This window comes from Rhizorhabdus phycosphaerae, assembly GCF_011044255.1.
GTDB classification, from domain to species: Bacteria; Pseudomonadota; Alphaproteobacteria; order Sphingomonadales; family Sphingomonadaceae; genus Rhizorhabdus; species Rhizorhabdus phycosphaerae.
The window spans coordinates 2,667,480-2,681,098 of sequence record NZ_CP049107.1; the positions used below are offsets into that span (position 1 = coordinate 2,667,480).

General features: G+C 67.0%; 16 protein-coding genes. 9 read left to right on the forward strand and 7 right to left on the reverse strand.

From position 1 onward, the window contains the following. Window position 1: 1 nt before the first annotated feature. From galU to argH, 4 genes are all read right to left on the reverse strand, one after another. The gene (gene galU, locus G6P88_RS12410; RefSeq protein WP_165323443.1) at window positions 2-871 is read right to left on the reverse strand and encodes a UTP--glucose-1-phosphate uridylyltransferase GalU; all 870 of its coding nucleotides are present in this window, start codon (window positions 869-871) and stop codon (window positions 2-4) included. A gap of 10 nt (window positions 872-881) precedes the next feature. Next, entirely contained in the window at window positions 882-2,153 is a 1,272-nt protein-coding gene (gene lysA, locus G6P88_RS12415) for a diaminopimelate decarboxylase (RefSeq protein ID WP_165323444.1), read from the reverse strand. A gap of 99 nt (window positions 2,154-2,252) precedes the next feature. Further along, complete coding sequence (locus tag G6P88_RS12420) at window positions 2,253-2,507, reverse strand: hypothetical protein (protein ID WP_165323445.1); 255 nt, start codon at window positions 2,505-2,507, stop codon at window positions 2,253-2,255. After that, a complete protein-coding gene (gene argH, locus G6P88_RS12425; protein ID WP_165323446.1) occupies window positions 2,504-3,880 on the reverse strand; it encodes an argininosuccinate lyase in 1,377 nt (458 codons plus the stop codon). The genes G6P88_RS12420 and argH overlap by 4 nt, the downstream gene beginning before the upstream one ends. A 16-nt stretch (window positions 3,881-3,896) precedes the next feature. On the opposite strand from argH, the gene G6P88_RS12430 reads away from it, so the two are divergent. Together G6P88_RS12430 and G6P88_RS12435 are read left to right on the forward strand one after the other, a co-directional pair. Continuing rightward, window positions 3,897-4,445, forward strand: coding sequence for a TlpA family protein disulfide reductase (locus tag G6P88_RS12430; protein ID WP_226946544.1), 549 nt, complete (start codon window positions 3,897-3,899; stop codon window positions 4,443-4,445). A gap of 167 nt (window positions 4,446-4,612) precedes the next feature. Further along, window positions 4,613-5,683: an AI-2E family transporter gene (locus tag G6P88_RS12435; RefSeq protein WP_165323447.1), complete on the forward strand. Its 1,071-nt coding sequence runs from the start codon at window positions 4,613-4,615 to the stop codon at window positions 5,681-5,683. Window positions 5,684-5,731: 48 nt separating this feature from the next. On the opposite strand, the gene G6P88_RS12440 is transcribed toward G6P88_RS12435, so the two are convergent. After that, window positions 5,732-6,109 (reverse strand): VOC family protein, encoded by a 378-nt coding sequence (locus tag G6P88_RS12440; protein WP_165323448.1) that lies wholly within the window; start codon window positions 6,107-6,109, stop codon window positions 5,732-5,734. A gap of 144 nt (window positions 6,110-6,253) precedes the next feature. Here G6P88_RS12440 and G6P88_RS12445 point away from each other — a divergent pair, with 144 nt between their 5' ends. Continuing rightward, window positions 6,254-7,039 carry a DODA-type extradiol aromatic ring-opening family dioxygenase gene (locus G6P88_RS12445; RefSeq protein WP_226946545.1) on the forward strand — a complete coding sequence of 262 codons (786 nt, stop codon included), beginning with the start codon at window positions 6,254-6,256 and terminating at the stop codon, window positions 7,037-7,039. A gap of 150 nt (window positions 7,040-7,189) precedes the next feature. Further along, window positions 7,190-7,972, forward strand: a complete 783-nt coding sequence (locus tag G6P88_RS12450) for a sulfite exporter TauE/SafE family protein (protein ID WP_165323450.1) — start codon at window positions 7,190-7,192, stop codon at window positions 7,970-7,972. A 104-nt stretch (window positions 7,973-8,076) separates the two neighbouring features. Here the strand turns inward: G6P88_RS12450 and G6P88_RS12455 are convergent, their stop codons facing one another. After that, the gene (locus G6P88_RS12455; RefSeq protein ID WP_165323451.1) at window positions 8,077-8,421 is read right to left on the reverse strand and encodes a PilZ domain-containing protein; all 345 of its coding nucleotides are present in this window, start codon (window positions 8,419-8,421) and stop codon (window positions 8,077-8,079) included. A 373-nt stretch (window positions 8,422-8,794) separates the two neighbouring features. On the opposite strand from G6P88_RS12455, the gene G6P88_RS12460 reads away from it, so the two are divergent. The 5 genes from G6P88_RS12460 (at window position 8,795) to G6P88_RS12480 (ending at window position 11,551) form a co-directional block, all read left to right on the forward strand. Next, window positions 8,795-9,286 (forward strand): hypothetical protein, encoded by a 492-nt coding sequence (locus G6P88_RS12460; RefSeq protein WP_165323452.1) that lies wholly within the window; start codon window positions 8,795-8,797, stop codon window positions 9,284-9,286. A 95-nt stretch (window positions 9,287-9,381) separates the two neighbouring features. Beyond that, a complete protein-coding gene (locus G6P88_RS12465) occupies window positions 9,382-9,684 on the forward strand; it encodes a YggT family protein (RefSeq protein ID WP_165323453.1) in 303 nt (100 codons plus the stop codon). A gap of 26 nt (window positions 9,685-9,710) precedes the next feature. Continuing rightward, window positions 9,711-9,998: a DUF167 family protein gene (locus G6P88_RS12470; RefSeq protein WP_165325163.1), complete on the forward strand. Its 288-nt coding sequence runs from the start codon at window positions 9,711-9,713 to the stop codon at window positions 9,996-9,998. After that, entirely contained in the window at window positions 9,995-10,888 is an 894-nt protein-coding gene (gene folD, locus G6P88_RS12475) for a bifunctional methylenetetrahydrofolate dehydrogenase/methenyltetrahydrofolate cyclohydrolase FolD (RefSeq protein WP_165323454.1), read from the forward strand. Before G6P88_RS12470 ends, folD begins: the two co-directional genes overlap by 4 nt. A 21-nt stretch (window positions 10,889-10,909) precedes the next feature. Further along, complete coding sequence (locus tag G6P88_RS12480; protein WP_165325164.1) at window positions 10,910-11,551, forward strand: MarC family protein; 642 nt, start codon at window positions 10,910-10,912, stop codon at window positions 11,549-11,551. A gap of 9 nt (window positions 11,552-11,560) precedes the next feature. Here G6P88_RS12480 and G6P88_RS12485 read toward each other — a convergent pair whose 3' ends face one another. Beyond that, on the reverse strand, window positions 11,561-13,339 hold the full coding sequence (locus G6P88_RS12485; RefSeq protein ID WP_226946546.1) for an AcrB/AcrD/AcrF family protein: 1,779 nt from the start codon (window positions 13,337-13,339) through the stop codon (window positions 11,561-11,563). Window positions 13,340-13,619: the final 280 nt, after the last annotated feature.

Sequence of the window (13,619 nt, forward strand, 5' to 3'; positions counted from 1 at the left end):
GTCAGGCGAGCGTCTTGAGGAAGGCCTTGATCGAATCGCGCAGTTCAGGCCGTTCGAGCGCCAGCGCGATATTCGCCTGGATGAAGCCGGCATTGTCGCCGCAATCATGCCGCTCGCCATCGAAGGTCAGCGCGTGGAAGGCCTGGCTGCCGATCAGCTTCGCCATGGCATCGGTCAGCTGGATTTCGCCACCCGCGCCGCGCTCACCCTTGTCGAGCAGCGCGAAGATTTCGGGCTGGAGGATGTAGCGCCCGACGATCGCCAGGCGCGACGGAGCAGTCCCGGCGGCGGGCTTTTCGACCATGCGCCTGACCTCGGTCACCGCGCCCTCGGTCGCACCGGGATCGACGATGCCATAGCGATGGGTATGCTCCTCGGGCACTTCGAGCACGGCAACGACATTGCCGCCCTTGGCCTCGTAGGTCTGGACCATCTGCTGCAGGCAGGGCGACGCCGGATTCCAGAGCAGTTCGTCGGGCAGCAGCACCGCGAAAGGTTCGTCGCCCACTAGGTCGCGTGCGCAGGCGACGGCATGGCCGAGGCCCAGCATCTGCTGCTGGCGGATGAAGGCGGCGTTGCCGGGCGCCAGACGGGTCGCTTCGAGGCGGTCGAGAAACTCGGTCTTGTTCTTGGCGGCAAGATCGCTTTCGATCTCATAAGCGGAATCGAAATAGTCCTCGATCGCATATTTGTTGCGGCCGGTGACGAAGATCATCTGCTCGATCCCGGCGGCGCGCGCTTCGTCGACCGCATATTGGATCAGCGGCCGGTCGACCACCGGCAGCATCTCCTTCGGCACGGCCTTGGTGGCCGGAAGGAAGCGGGTGCCGAAGCCCGCGACCGGGAAGATCGCCTTGCGAACGGGTTTCATCGTCTCTCCCTTACATCCACGGCGGAAGCTGGTCTGCTGCGATCAGCGCCTCGATCGGCTGGCGCTCGCGCACCACCGCCCAGTCGTCGCCCCGGACCAGAACCTCCGGGGTCAACGCGCGGCTGTTGTAGGTGTTGCCCATCGTGGCGCCATAGGCACCCGCCGTCATGAAGCTCACCAGATCGCCCGGCTCGACCGCATCCATGGCACGCTTCTTGGCGAATGTGTCGCCGCTTTCACAGATAGGGCCGACGATGTTCGCCGTCATGTCTGCACCATTGGGCGTGACACTGCGGATGTCGTGCCAGGCGTCGTAGAGGCTGGGCCGCATCAGGTCGTTCATCGCGGCGTCGACGATCACGAAGGGGTCCGTCACGCCTTGCTTCACCCGGATAACGCGGGTGACCAGCACGCCGGCATTGCCGACGATCACGCGGCCCGGCTCGAACAGCAGGCGCACGTCCCAGCCTGTGGTCACTTCGCGGACCATCGCGCCGTAGGCGGCGGGCAGCGGGGGGACGGGCTTGGCGGGGTCGTAGGGCACGCCCAGGCCGCCGCCGAGATCGGCGGTCACGATCGCATGGCCGGCGGCGCGCAGCTCCGCGATCAGGACCCCGATCTTCTCGAAGGCGGCGCGCGATGGCGCAAGATCGGTCAGCTGGCTGCCGATGTGGACCGCAACGCCGCGGATCGAAAGGCCGGGCAGTTCGGCCGCCCGCGCATAGGCCGCCAGCGCGCGGTCATAGGCGACGCCGAATTTGTCCTCGGACCCGCCGGTCGAAATCTTCGCATGGGTGCCGGCAATGACGTTCGGGTTGATGCGAAAGGCGATCGGCGCCTCGACGCCCATGGCGGAGGCGACCTCCGACAGCATTTCCGCCTCGGGCTCGGACTCGACGTTAAACTGGAAGATGCCTTCCGACAGAGCGAGGCGCATCTCGTCGGCGGTCTTGCCGACACCGGAAAAGACAATCTTGTCGGCGGGGATCCCGGCGGCCCGGGCGCGCAGCAGCTCGCCGCCCGACACGACATCCGCCCCCAGGCCCAGCCCCGCGAGCGTCGCCAGCACGGCCTTGTTCGGGTTGGCCTTCACAGCAAAGGCGATCAGGGGCCCCTCGGGACCCGATTCGACCTGGGCAAGCGCCTCGCGGAACACCTCGACATGGCGGGCGATCGTTGCGGAGGAATAGACATAGACCGGCGTGCCCACGGCTTGCGCAATCTCCGGCAGCGGCACGCCCTCGGCATGCATGACGCCGTTCTTCAGCTCGAAATGGTCCATCTCGTCCCCATGGTCACGCGGGCAGGCCGAGCCCGCAATGTGCCGCACGCCCCGATCGGCCGGCGCGGGCTGTTTGGATATTGTCTGCCGGAGTTGCTATCAGCCCGGCGGCGGCAGGTTGAAGCGGTCGTCGGGCCGCTCCTCGGAGCGGCGCAGCACGTCGTCGCTGCGCACGGGCCGCGATTCGACCGGCGGCGTCAGCAGATCCTGCACCGTCGGCTGGGTCGCCGCGGTTGCGGGCTTGGCCGGCAAGGCCTTGCCCTCGGGCGGGCGCAGCGCGTCACGCTTGCCGCAACCGCCTAGCAGCAGAAGGGCGGCGACCGCTGCACCGACGGCATAGCGGCGGGCGTTCATGCTTCGATCCCCAGGCGGTTTTTGGCCTCTGCGATGCGCTGGCGAACCTGCGACGGCGCGGTGCCGCCATGGCTGGCGCGGCTTTCGACCGACGCGTCGACCGACAGCGCCTGATAGACGCGCTCGTCGATCCGCTCGTCGATCGACTTGAGCGCCTCGATCGGCAGCTTGTCGAGCGCCAGCCCCTCGCGCTCGGCGAGCTTCACGGCGGTCCCCGTGATGTGGTGCGCCTCGCGGAAGGGGATGTCGGCGACGCGGACCAGCCAGTCGGCCAGGTCGGTCGCGGTAGAGAAGCCCTGCTCGGCGGCCTGGCGCAGGCGCGGTGCGACGAAGGTCGCGGTCTCGATCATCCCGGTCATCGCCGCGATCGACAGAGCGAGCAGGTCGTGCGCCTCGAAAACCGGCGGCTTGTCGTCCTGCATGTCCTTCGAATAGGCGAGCGGCAGGCCCTTCATCGTCATCACCAGCGCGGTCATGCAGCCGGCGATGCGCCCCGAATGGCCGCGTACCAGCTCGGCCGCGTCGGGATTGCGCTTCTGCGGCATGATCGACGAGCCGGTCGAATAGCTGTCGGGCAGCTTGACGAAGGCATAGGGCTGGCTGGCCCAGATGATGAACTCCTCGGCCAGCCGCGACAGATGCAGGCTCAACTGAGTGGCGGCCATCAGATAGTCGAGCGCGAAATCGCGGTCGCTGACGGAATCGAGGCTGTTGTCGGTCGGCGCGTCGAAGCCCAGCGCCTCGGCGGTCCTGTGCCGGTCGATCGGGAAGCCGGTACCCGCTAGCGCGGCCGCACCCAGCGGGCAGCGGTTCAGCCGCTTGCGCGCATCGGCGAAGCGGCTGCGGTCGCGGCCGATCATCTCATAATAGGCCATCAGATGGTGGCCGAGCGTCACCGGCTGGGCGACCTGCAGATGGGTGAAGCCGGGCATCACGCTGGCGGCATGTTCGTCGGCGCGTGTGACCAGCGCGACCTGCAATGCGTGCAGGCCGGCATCGACCGCATCGATCGCGTCGCGGACCCACAGCTTGAAGTCGGTCGCGACCTGGTCGTTGCGGGAGCGGGCGGTGTGCAGCCGTCCGGCGGGCGCGCCGATCAGCTCGGCCAGCCGGCCCTCGGTCGCCATGTGGATGTCTTCGAGGGCGAGGTCGACCGGCACACCCTTCTCGGCATATTCGGCGGCGACCGCGTCCAGCCCGCGCGTGATCTCGGCGGCATCGGCCTCGGTCACGATCTTCTGCGCGGCCAACATCGCAACATGCGCCTTGGAGCCGGCGATGTCCTGCTGCCAAAGCCGCTTGTCGAACGGGATCGAGGCGTTAATCTCACGCATGACTGCGGCGGGCCCCTCTGCGAAGCGCCCTCCCCACATCTTGTTGGAGTTGTTCGTGCGGCCGTTGATTGCCTGTCTCCTCGCTCTGGCGCTGGCCGCCTGCGATAGTAAACCCAAGGACGCCCCGCAAGGCGGCGTACCCGCCGAATCCGTGGGCCGCGTCGATATTTCGCAACGCGGCAAGGAAATGCCGGCCATACCCTTTGCCGACGAAAAGGGTGGCCCCGCGACGCTCACCCAGTTTCGCGGCAAGCCGCTGATGGTCAATCTGTGGGCGACCTGGTGCGCGCCCTGCGTCGCCGAGATGCCGGCGCTCGACCGCATGGCACAGGAGGAGGAGCGTTTCCGCCTGATTACGGTCAGCCAGGACCTGGAAGGTGCGAAGGTCATCGGCCCCTTTTTCGAGCAGAAGGGATTCAAGGCCCTCACCCGTCATTCGGACCAGCAGAATGTGCTGATGCAGGCATTGGGAACCGAAACCCTGCCGACGACCGTTTTCTATGATGCGCAGGGCAAGGAACTGTGGCGCGTCTATGGCGCGATGGACTGGAACGGCGCCCCGGCGAAGAAGCTGATTGCGGACGCCATCTCGCCGGCCGGCTGATTCTTGCCGGGCCGGCGGTCGTGGCACCGCCTCCCCACAAGGCGGGATTCACCCGCTCGATCCGCCCACAAATTCGGGTGGCGATGGAACCGTCACGAATCCCGTGGCATTTTGCACGCAGCGGGACGATGGCCGCCTGGTGGCGCCGTCAGTGTGGGAGTTGAAGAATGGACGCGGGGGACCAGAAACCGATACGCTATGAGCAGGGCTCGTTCCTGGTGATCGTGCTGCTCGCGACGGTGGGGTTCGCGGTCGTCATCGCCCCATTGTTCGGCGCGATCCTGTGGGCCCTCGTCCTCACCATCCTCTTCTACCCGGTCAACAAGGCGCTGCAGGACCGTATGCCCGGCAAGCCGGGAAGTGCTGCCTTCCTGACCCTGTTGCTGATCACTGTGATCGTCGTCTTGCCCGCGCTCTTCCTTGCTTCGGCACTGATCGACGAGCTGCTGAGCTTCTACGCGAAGCTGCAGTCCGGCCAGATCGACATCGCCCAGCTGTTCGGGCAGATGACCGCAGCGCTCCCCGACTGGGCCGAAACCATGCTTCGCCGGTCCGGCTGGACCGATTTCGACCAGGCGCGTCGCCAGTTGACCGACGCCCTCAGCGGAAGCTTCGGCGCGCTGGCCAGCCAGGCGCTGCTGGTGGGGCAACAGGCGCTGCACTTCACGCTGGTCATCGGCGTCATGCTGTACCTGGCCTTCTTCCTGCTGCGCGACGGCGAAGGGCTGGGCAAGGCGGTGGTCGAGTCGGTCCCGCTGGAGCCGCATCAGCGCAATGCGCTGGTCCGCAATTTCATCGTCGTCACCCGCGCCACGATCAAGGGCAGCATGGTGGTCGCGATCGTGCAGGGCGCTCTGGGGGGCGTGGCGATCTGGGCCCTGGGCGTTCAGGGCGCTCTGCTGCTCGGTACGATGATGGGCATCGCCTCGCTGATCCCCGCTGTCGGTGCAGGACTGGTCTGGGTTCCCGTCGCGCTCTACCTGCTCGCCACGGGCGCGGTCGTGAAGGCGATCATCCTCGTCGGCGTGGGCGTGCTGGTGATCGGCATGGTCGACAATATCCTGCGCCCGGTGCTGGTCGGTCGCGACACGCGCCTGCCCGATTATGTGGTTCTCATCACCACGCTCGGCGGCCTCGAGGTGTTCGGCATCCATGGCCTCGTCGTGGGGCCGGTGATCGCCGCCATGTTCATCAGCGTCTGGACGATCTTCGCCGACGCGCGTGCCCGCGAAGCCTGAAAACTTGGTGGGACAAGCCCCGGCGCGTGATGCGCCGGGGCCGATTCGTCATCCCATCCGGTGCAGGGCGCAGAGCTTGTTGCCGGCGGGATCGCGCAGATAGGCGAGATAGAGATCGCCCATGCTGCTCGGACGGACGCCCGGAGGATCCTCGCAGGCGCTGCCGCCCGCGGCCAGGCCGGCGGCGTGCCAGGCATCGGCCTGCTCGGGCCCCGACACCGAAAAGCCGATCGTGCTGCCATTGCCGGGACCGGCCGGCTCGCCGTTGATCGGCTTGGTGATCGCGAAGATGCCGGTCGGCGTCATCCAGAACACCCGGTCGTCGCCGCCCGCGCCGGGAGCGACGCCGAGGACACCCAGAATCGCGTCGTAGAATTTCTTCGATGCCGCGATGTCGTTCGCACCGAGCATGATGTGGCTGAACATGGAACGTCTCTCCTTGTACCGACGACCCCCCGGCCGTCGCGCGGCAAGGATTGGCACGGACTTCGTGGCGTGTCGATGATGCCCCCCGGGGAATGTCCGGACCCCTCCCTTGCAATGATCCGCGCGTCGCCCGATCTTGTCCGCATGACGATGCCCAGTCTCTACATCCCGCACGGTGGCGGACCCTGTTTCTTCATGGACGATCCCCAGGGAATGTGGACCGGCATGGAGCATTTCCTGCGCAGCCTCCCCAATATCCTGCCGGAACGGCCGCGCGCGATCCTGATCGTCACCGGCCATTGGGAAACGGACGGCTTCCGGCTGACAGGCGCGGCGCGGCCCGATCTCCTTTTCGACTATTACGGCTTTCCCGAGCATACCTATCGCCTGCGATACCCGGTTCCCGGCGACCCGGCGCTTGCCGAGCGCGCGGCCGGGCTATTGCGCAGCGCGGGACTGGATGGCGCCGTCGATGGGGATCGCGGCCTCGACCATGGGGCGTTCGTCCCGCTGATGGTCGCCTTTCCCGACGCGGACGTTCCGGTGGTCGAGATGTCGCTCGATCGCAGCCTCGATCCGCTGCTCGCCGCACGGGCGGGCGGCGCGCTGCAGCCCTTGCGCGACGAGGGCGTGCTGATCGTCGGCGCGGGCATGAGTTTCCACAATATGCAGGCCTATCGACAATCCACGGCAGCGGAGCCGTCGCGGCTGTTCGACGACTGGCTCGTCGAGTCCGTCGAAGCGGCGCCCGAAGGACGCGCCGAACGGCTGGCGGGCTGGGCCGAAGCGCCTGCCGGCCGTTACGCCCATCCGCGCGAGGAGCACCTGCTGCCGCTGATGGTGGCGGCGGGCGCCTCGCAGGGGCGCGGGAATAGAATTTATGGAGAAACCGTATTGGGAACGATGATCTCCGGCTTCCGCTTCGATTGAGCGGCGCGTCCCGGCGCCATCGAAGTTTCTCTTGCGGCCGGCGAAGAAGAACTGACCCGGCCATGTCTTGTCGATTAATTTGATTGAGATAAGGACGGGACATCGCGAGGGTGGCATTCGGCCCATCGTCGACGGGGGAGAAAAGCTGCCATGTTCGTGTTGCCCGAACTGACGATGGAGCAAGTCCAGTCGATCCTGCCCTTCATCGGGGTCGGCTTCGTCGCCCAGCTTGTCGATGGTGCCCTGGGCATGGCGTTCGGCGTCATCACCAACACGCTGCTGGTGAGCGTGATGGGCGTGGCCCCGGCCCGCGCCTCGGCCAGCGTCCATCTGGTGGAGACCTTCACCACCGCCGCCTCGGCGATCAGCCATGTCTATCATCGCAACATCGACTGGAAGCTTTTCTCCCGGCTCGTCGTTCCTGGCATGCTCGGTGGAATCACCGGGGCCTATATCCTGTCGAACATCGACGGATCGGTCGCTCGTCCCTTCGTCATGGCCTATCTGACGGGGATCGGCTTCTATCTGCTGTGGCGGGCGTGGCGGATGAATCACGGCGGCGAGTATAAGCCGGCGAAAGTCGTCGAACCGCTGGGTCTGGCGGGGGGCTTCCTCGATGCGGCGGGCGGCGGCGGCTGGGGGCCGGTCGTGACGTCCAACCTGCTCGTCCAGGGGACCGAGCCGCGTTACACGATCGGCACGGTCAACACCGCCGAGTTCTTCCTGACGACGACGATCTCGCTGACCTTCATCCTGACCCTGGGTCTGGAAGCCTTCTCGATCGCTGCGGTCGGCCTGATCATCGGTGGGCTGATGGCCGCCCCGCTGGGTGCGATTCTCGCGAAGAGGATCGAGGCCAGGCGCCTCATGCTGCTCGTGGGTATCGTCCTGAGCGTCACCAGCCTCTACAGCCTGTGGCGCGCGCTGCACTGAGTGCGGCGGACGGTTACGCTATGCTACAAGTACCGGATCGCTGGCGGCGCCCCATTCGCGGTCGCGCGCCGGCCTGAGCGCCATTCGCGAAAGGGGCTCGGGACTTAAGCCGCCAGGATCAAATGCAATTCCTGCGGGCCGAGCGGCTGCGCGAACTTGACGCCGATCGACCGGCCCTCCGCCCACATCACCCGGCCGAGCCGTTCCAGACGCGGCCAGTGCAGCCAGACGAGGTCGCGGATGTTCTGCGGCTCGGGCAACTCGATCCGGGCGCCGCCGCGCGACAGATCGAGTACGCGCACGGGCACCATCTGGCCGCCCGACATGACCGTTCCGAAGATCAGCGTCTCGTTGCGCTCGCTGCGCCGCCGATCGCCATCGTTCGCTTCCGACTGGCCGGTGATCCGGGCCAGGGCGTGGCGGGAAAAATCCTTCAACCGTTCGAGCATCCGTCTCAATCCTCGCGGATATCGTAGATCCGCCGCTGTCGTTCCTGTTGATGCTCCAATCGCATGAGGCCGGCTCGAAGCGCTATTCGGGGTTACCCGCAATCCTTTGCGGATTGTACGGAGGCTGTGTCCTCGGCGCCGTCGCATCCATGGAAAGCGGATGAGGGCGCCGCGCTGCGGTCTTGCTGAGCGTGCCTCCGCGGCACCACGCTCCGACAGAAGAACCTGCCGGTTGGAATCGCCTCCTATAGTGAGAAACCGCCCAAAAACGGGGGGCAAGGCCTAAGCCGAGGTCTCACCGGTAGCGGCATTGCGCCTCGGCTATGGTCTGATATGTTCCCGTCTTGTTCCAGGTGCGACTCGGGGGAAGGCCATGGCCGAGGACGACAGCTACGATCCGCATCATGCCATCGTGGGCGGGCACCGGATTCCGCTGCCGGTGCTCGGCATCCTGCGCGACAATGCGCTCTGTTATTTCGACGACGCCTGGCTGCTGCGCGAATTTCCCGAATATGTCGCGGCAGACGACATCCTGACCGGGATGGAGATGTTCGACGACGATGGCGGCCATTGGCGGGTGCGCGCGGTCCGGCGGGCGTCGCCGGCGCCCGGCCCGCGCCGCTGGTGGCAATTCTGGCCGTTCTGGAAAGCGCCCAATGCGATCCTGGAGTTCGATCTCGACCGCCTCGACCAGATTGGTTTCCCGGCGGTGCGCGACCGGATCATCAAGCTTACCAAGGTCGCGATGGCGGACGACGATCCCGAGGATCGCAAGGAAGTGCTAGCCAATCTGCGCCGCGCGGAGGACCTCAAGGATCTCGCCGAGGAACTGGGCCTGCCAGATCACATGGGTTTCTTCGACTGACGGGCGCCGTGGACCGCCTCTGGCGGTTGCCCGATGGCCCGCACGCCCCTACATCGGGCCGTGACGCCATGTGGGTCATTCGCGAAGGGGCTTAGATGCTGGTTCTCCTGCTGCAGATCGTGGACATGCTGCTGGGTGTGTTCACCTGGATCGTGATCATCCAGGGGATCATGTCCTGGCTCGTCGCGTTCAACGTGATCAACACCTATAACGACTTCGTCCGGCAGGTGCTGTTCGCGCTCCAGAAGATCACCGAGCCCGTCTACCGCCCCGTCCAGCGTATCATGCCCGATTTCGGCCAGATCGATCTGTCGCCGCTCGTCGTCCTGCTGCTGATCTACATCGCGCGGATGGTAATAGGTTACGGCATCGTCCAGGCCGCTGCGGCGGGCGTCTGACGGCCTGGACACCGGCGCCGGACGGCCTGAAGCTCGCCGTCCGCGTCACCCCGCGCGCCGGTCGTGATGCGATCGAAGGCGTCGTGCGTGGAGATGACGGCCGCAACTGGCTCTCCGTCAAGCTCTGCGCGGCGCCGACCGACGGTGCGGCCAACGACGCGCTCATAAGGTTGCTCACCAAGACGCTGGGCGTTGCGCGCCGGGACGTGACTCTGGCCAGCGGCGCCACATCGCGTCTAAAGAGGCTCGACATACAGGGTGAACCGGCGCGTCTCGCGGCCGCACTCGAAATCATCGTCAGGGACAAGGCATGAGCGCGGACATCATCGACGGCAAGGCATTCGCGGCAGGGCTCCGCGGGCGGGTGGCGGCGCTGGTCGGCCCGTTTCGCGAGACGACGGGCCGTGCGCCCGGCCTCGCGGTCGTGCTTGTCGGCGAGGATCCGGCCAGCCAGGTCTATGTCCGCTCGAAGCACAAGGCGACCGTCGAGGCGGGGATGGAGAGCTTCGAGCATCGCTTGCCCGCCGATGCGACGCAGGACCAGCTTCTGGCGCTCGTGCGCCAGCTCAACGAAGACGACCGCGTCGACGGTATCCTCGTCCAGCTGCCTTTGCCCGCACCGCTCGACGAGCAACAGGTGATCGCGACGATCGATCCCGACAAGGATGTCGACGGTTTCCACGTCGTCAATGCCGGCCGGCTGGCGGTCGGACAGCCGGGCTATGTCCCCTGCACCCCGCTTGGATGCCTGATGCTGCTCAAGGATCGGCTCGGCGACCTGTCGGGCCTGAATGCCGTCGTCATCGGGCGTTCGAACATCGTCGGCAAGCCGATGGCACAGCTCCTGCTGGCCGAAAGCTGCACCGTCACCGTCGCCCACAGCCGTACCCGCGACCTGCCCGAGGTCGTCCGGCGCGCGGACATCGTCGTCGCGGCAGTCGGCCGTCCCGAAATGGTGCGCGGAGACTGGATCAAGCCGGGCGCGGTGGTGATCGACGTCGGCATCAACCGCGTCCCCGGTGCCGAGGCCGGCAAGACCCGGCTGGTCGGCGACGTCGCCTATGACGAGGCCGCTGCCGTGGCCTCGGCCGTCACCCCGGTGCCCGGCGGGGTCGGCCCGATGACGATCGCCGTCCTGCTCCGCAACACGCTGGTCGCCGCGCATCGTCGCGCGGGGATCGCGCTCGCCCCGGACGCGATCTGAATGTCCCTGTTCGAGCCCGATATGCTCGCGCTGTTCCTATCGGCCTTCGTGACCCTGTTCGTGGTCATCGATCCGCCGGGCTGCGCGCCGATCTTCGCCAGCCTCACGCGCGACGCGCCCCATGGGCAGCGGCGCTCGATGGCGATCCGTTCGACCGTGATCGCGACCATCCTGCTGCTGGTGTTCGCACTGGTCGGCGAGAAATTGCTGGCGACGCTGGGCATCAGCCTCGACGCCTTCCGCATCGCCGGCGGCATCATGCTGTTCCTGATCGCGCTGGAAATGGTGTTCGAGAAGCGCACCGAACGGCGCGAGGGCCGTGCCGACGAGATCAGCCGCAAGGCGGCGGAAGAACGCCGCCCGATCGAGGATATCTCGGTCTTCCCGATGGCGATCCCGATGATAGCGGGGCCCGGATCGATCGCGACCGTGATGCTGCTCGTCTCGCGCAGCCATGGTCTCCAGCAGACCTTCATCGTGCTGGCTGCGCTTGCGGCGGTCCTGACGCTCACTCTCGCCGCGCTGCTCGCCGCGGGCCCGCTGATGCGCGTGCTCGGGCCGAAGCTGGAGGCGATGATCACCCGCGTGCTCGGCGTGCTGCTGGCGGCGCTCGCCGCGCAGTTCGTGATCGACGGGATCAGGACGTCGTTCGGCGTCGCCTGAGCGGCGCGATCAGCCGACTCTCTTCCACAGGCGGAAGGGTGAATTGGCGGGAAGCTCCACCGGCTGCAGCCAGTCGGGAACCTGCCCATCGACCAGCTGGCTGTAGAAGCCCTGCGGCGCGCGGGCGCGGTAGATGGTCGATTCCGCCATGCCGGGACATAGCAGCAGCATCGTCGCGCCACGCCGCCGCATGACTTCATGCGCCACCTCGGGCGAGGTCGCGCGGAAGGCGTGGTGGACGTCGAGGATCGCAGCACCATTGCGGTGATAGGGGCCGGCTACGGCGCTATGCTTCGTGATCGCGATCAGGCGCGGACCGAGGTCGACGAAGGTCAGCATGGTCGCGGGCGGAAGCCGGTCGAGCTGGGCCAGCGCCGGCAGCGTCACGCAGCGGCGCGGCTTGCCTTCGGCCCGGTTGACGACCTTTTCACGCCGCTGCTCCTTGTTCGACTTGGGCAGCATCGCTGCGAACTGCGCAAGCTGTCCCGACAGCGCGAAGAAGACGAGCAAGGTCCCGCCGACGCGAACCAGCGAGGAGCCCGAATCGAGCAGCCGCGGCAAGAGCTGCCAGCCCAGCCAGGTCGCACCGAAGACCGCCAGCAGCTGGGCCTGCGGGCCGAAGCGCGATTGCCAGGCAAGGCCGGCGGTCGCCAGCAGGCTGAGCAGAGCCAGCGTCGCCCAGACCGGACCGGCGGCGGTTCCGCGCGCGCGCCACGCGGCGATCAGCGCGCCGACCGCGCCGATGAGGGGCAGCCAGCTGGTCTGCAACGCGTCACGCCAGGGCTTGGCATAGATCGGCTTGACCTCGCGGATGTGCGAGAACCACAGTCGCTCGAGCTCGGGCGAAATCGCCTCGGGGCGGCCCAGGCATTGGGGGAAGCTGACCGCGTAGAAGCCGGCGATGGCCGCACCGGCGAGGAACAGCAGCGCGAGCCTGAGCATCCGGCGGTCGCCGCGCAGGAAGCTGAGGGCGGTCATCAGTGCCGATGTCAGCAGCAGCGTCGACAGATAGACGGGCGACAGCACGTCGCAGACCATCGCGCGATTGTCGTTGGAGGCGAAGGCTGCGAAGCCGATCGCACAGCCGCCGCCCAGCGAGACGGCGTAGCTTCGCAGCCGCTGCGCGTCGTCCGGCGCGCCCGCAATGGCCCAGCGCAGCGCAACCGATGCACCTGCCACCGCCATCAGCGGAATGAGTTCGAGACCGATGCTCAGCGAGAAGGCGGTCGCGGCCCCGGCGAGAACCCCGCCGCGTCGCGCGCGCGGATCGGCGAGGCCGGCAACGACCACCATCAGCGATGCCAGCTGCCAGCCATGATGGTCGATGCGCAGCGGCATCCACATGAACAAGGTCGTCTGCGCGCACATCAGGATCGCGAAGGCGACCGGATAGGCGCGGGGATGGACGACCCGGCGAATGGTGAGGACGAGCGCCCAGAGCGCGGGTGCCAGCGCGAGCATCGGTGCGACCGCGACCGCGATGCGGTCGGCCGTGAAATCCCCGAACAGCGGGCGGAACAGGAGGAGCAGCCCGGCGATCGGCAGGTCCACGATACGCGACCAGTGGACGTTCAGCCCCTCGGGCGGGGCCAGCCGATACTGGCGGAGATCGAACCATCCCTGCCCGCCCAGCCAGGCCTTGACCTCGGCCAGACGCAGATTGTCGTCGGTGTCGCTCAGCGCGAGCCAGCGTATCTGGCCCCATTTATAATAGACGAAATAAGCGCAGGTGCCGGCGAACAGCAGCCAGATGGCGATCCGCCACTGGCGTTCGATCCACGCCATCATGCGATCTTCGAAAGCGGTGTCTGGGGGCGCCTGCATCGCGTCCGCTTAGGGCGAGCTTGCACGGGCCGCAACGGCCTTGGCTGTCAGGCGCAAGGGTCGTTACGCAGTCGTTAGGCTGGCGTTCAGCTTCAAAATGCTGTGATCCCTCGCATCCGGAAACGGACACGCGGGGATCGGACTGGCAATTTCCACCCCACGGGAGGCGCTCCTTCGGGGTTCCCTTGCCCCGGGGAGCGTGTTCCTCCGCGAGATGCCCCCACTTGCGGACCGCTTGTCGCTC

What these genes read in the sequence shown, in the direction of transcription:
- G6P88_RS12460 (WP_165323452.1), top strand. Translation starts at nt 8,795, where the DNA reads ATGGCCGAGGACGACAGCTACGATCCGCATCATGCCATCGTGGGCGGG.
- galU (WP_165323443.1), bottom strand. Translation starts at nt 871, where the DNA reads ATGAAACCCGTTCGCAAGGCGATCTTCCCGGTCGCGGGCTTCGGCACC.
- folD (WP_165323454.1), top strand. Translation starts at nt 9,995, where the DNA reads ATGAGCGCGGACATCATCGACGGCAAGGCATTCGCGGCAGGGCTCCGC.
- G6P88_RS12480 (WP_165325164.1), top strand. Translation starts at nt 10,910, where the DNA reads ATGCTCGCGCTGTTCCTATCGGCCTTCGTGACCCTGTTCGTGGTCATC.
- lysA (WP_165323444.1), bottom strand. Translation starts at nt 2,153, where the DNA reads ATGGACCATTTCGAGCTGAAGAACGGCGTCATGCATGCCGAGGGCGTG.
- G6P88_RS12435 (WP_165323447.1), top strand. Translation starts at nt 4,613, where the DNA reads ATGGACGCGGGGGACCAGAAACCGATACGCTATGAGCAGGGCTCGTTC.
- argH (WP_165323446.1), bottom strand. Translation starts at nt 3,880, where the DNA reads ATGTGGGGAGGGCGCTTCGCAGAGGGGCCCGCCGCAGTCATGCGTGAG.
- G6P88_RS12445 (WP_226946545.1), top strand. Translation starts at nt 6,254, where the DNA reads ATGACGATGCCCAGTCTCTACATCCCGCACGGTGGCGGACCCTGTTTC.
- G6P88_RS12485 (WP_226946546.1), bottom strand. Translation starts at nt 13,339, where the DNA reads ATGATGGCGTGGATCGAACGCCAGTGGCGGATCGCCATCTGGCTGCTG.
- G6P88_RS12455 (WP_165323451.1), bottom strand. Translation starts at nt 8,421, where the DNA reads ATGCTCGAACGGTTGAAGGATTTTTCCCGCCACGCCCTGGCCCGGATC.
- G6P88_RS12440 (WP_165323448.1), bottom strand. Translation starts at nt 6,109, where the DNA reads ATGTTCAGCCACATCATGCTCGGTGCGAACGACATCGCGGCATCGAAG.
- G6P88_RS12465 (WP_165323453.1), top strand. Translation starts at nt 9,382, where the DNA reads ATGCTGGTTCTCCTGCTGCAGATCGTGGACATGCTGCTGGGTGTGTTC.
- G6P88_RS12450 (WP_165323450.1), top strand. Translation starts at nt 7,190, where the DNA reads ATGTTCGTGTTGCCCGAACTGACGATGGAGCAAGTCCAGTCGATCCTG.
- G6P88_RS12420 (WP_165323445.1), bottom strand. Translation starts at nt 2,507, where the DNA reads ATGAACGCCCGCCGCTATGCCGTCGGTGCAGCGGTCGCCGCCCTTCTG.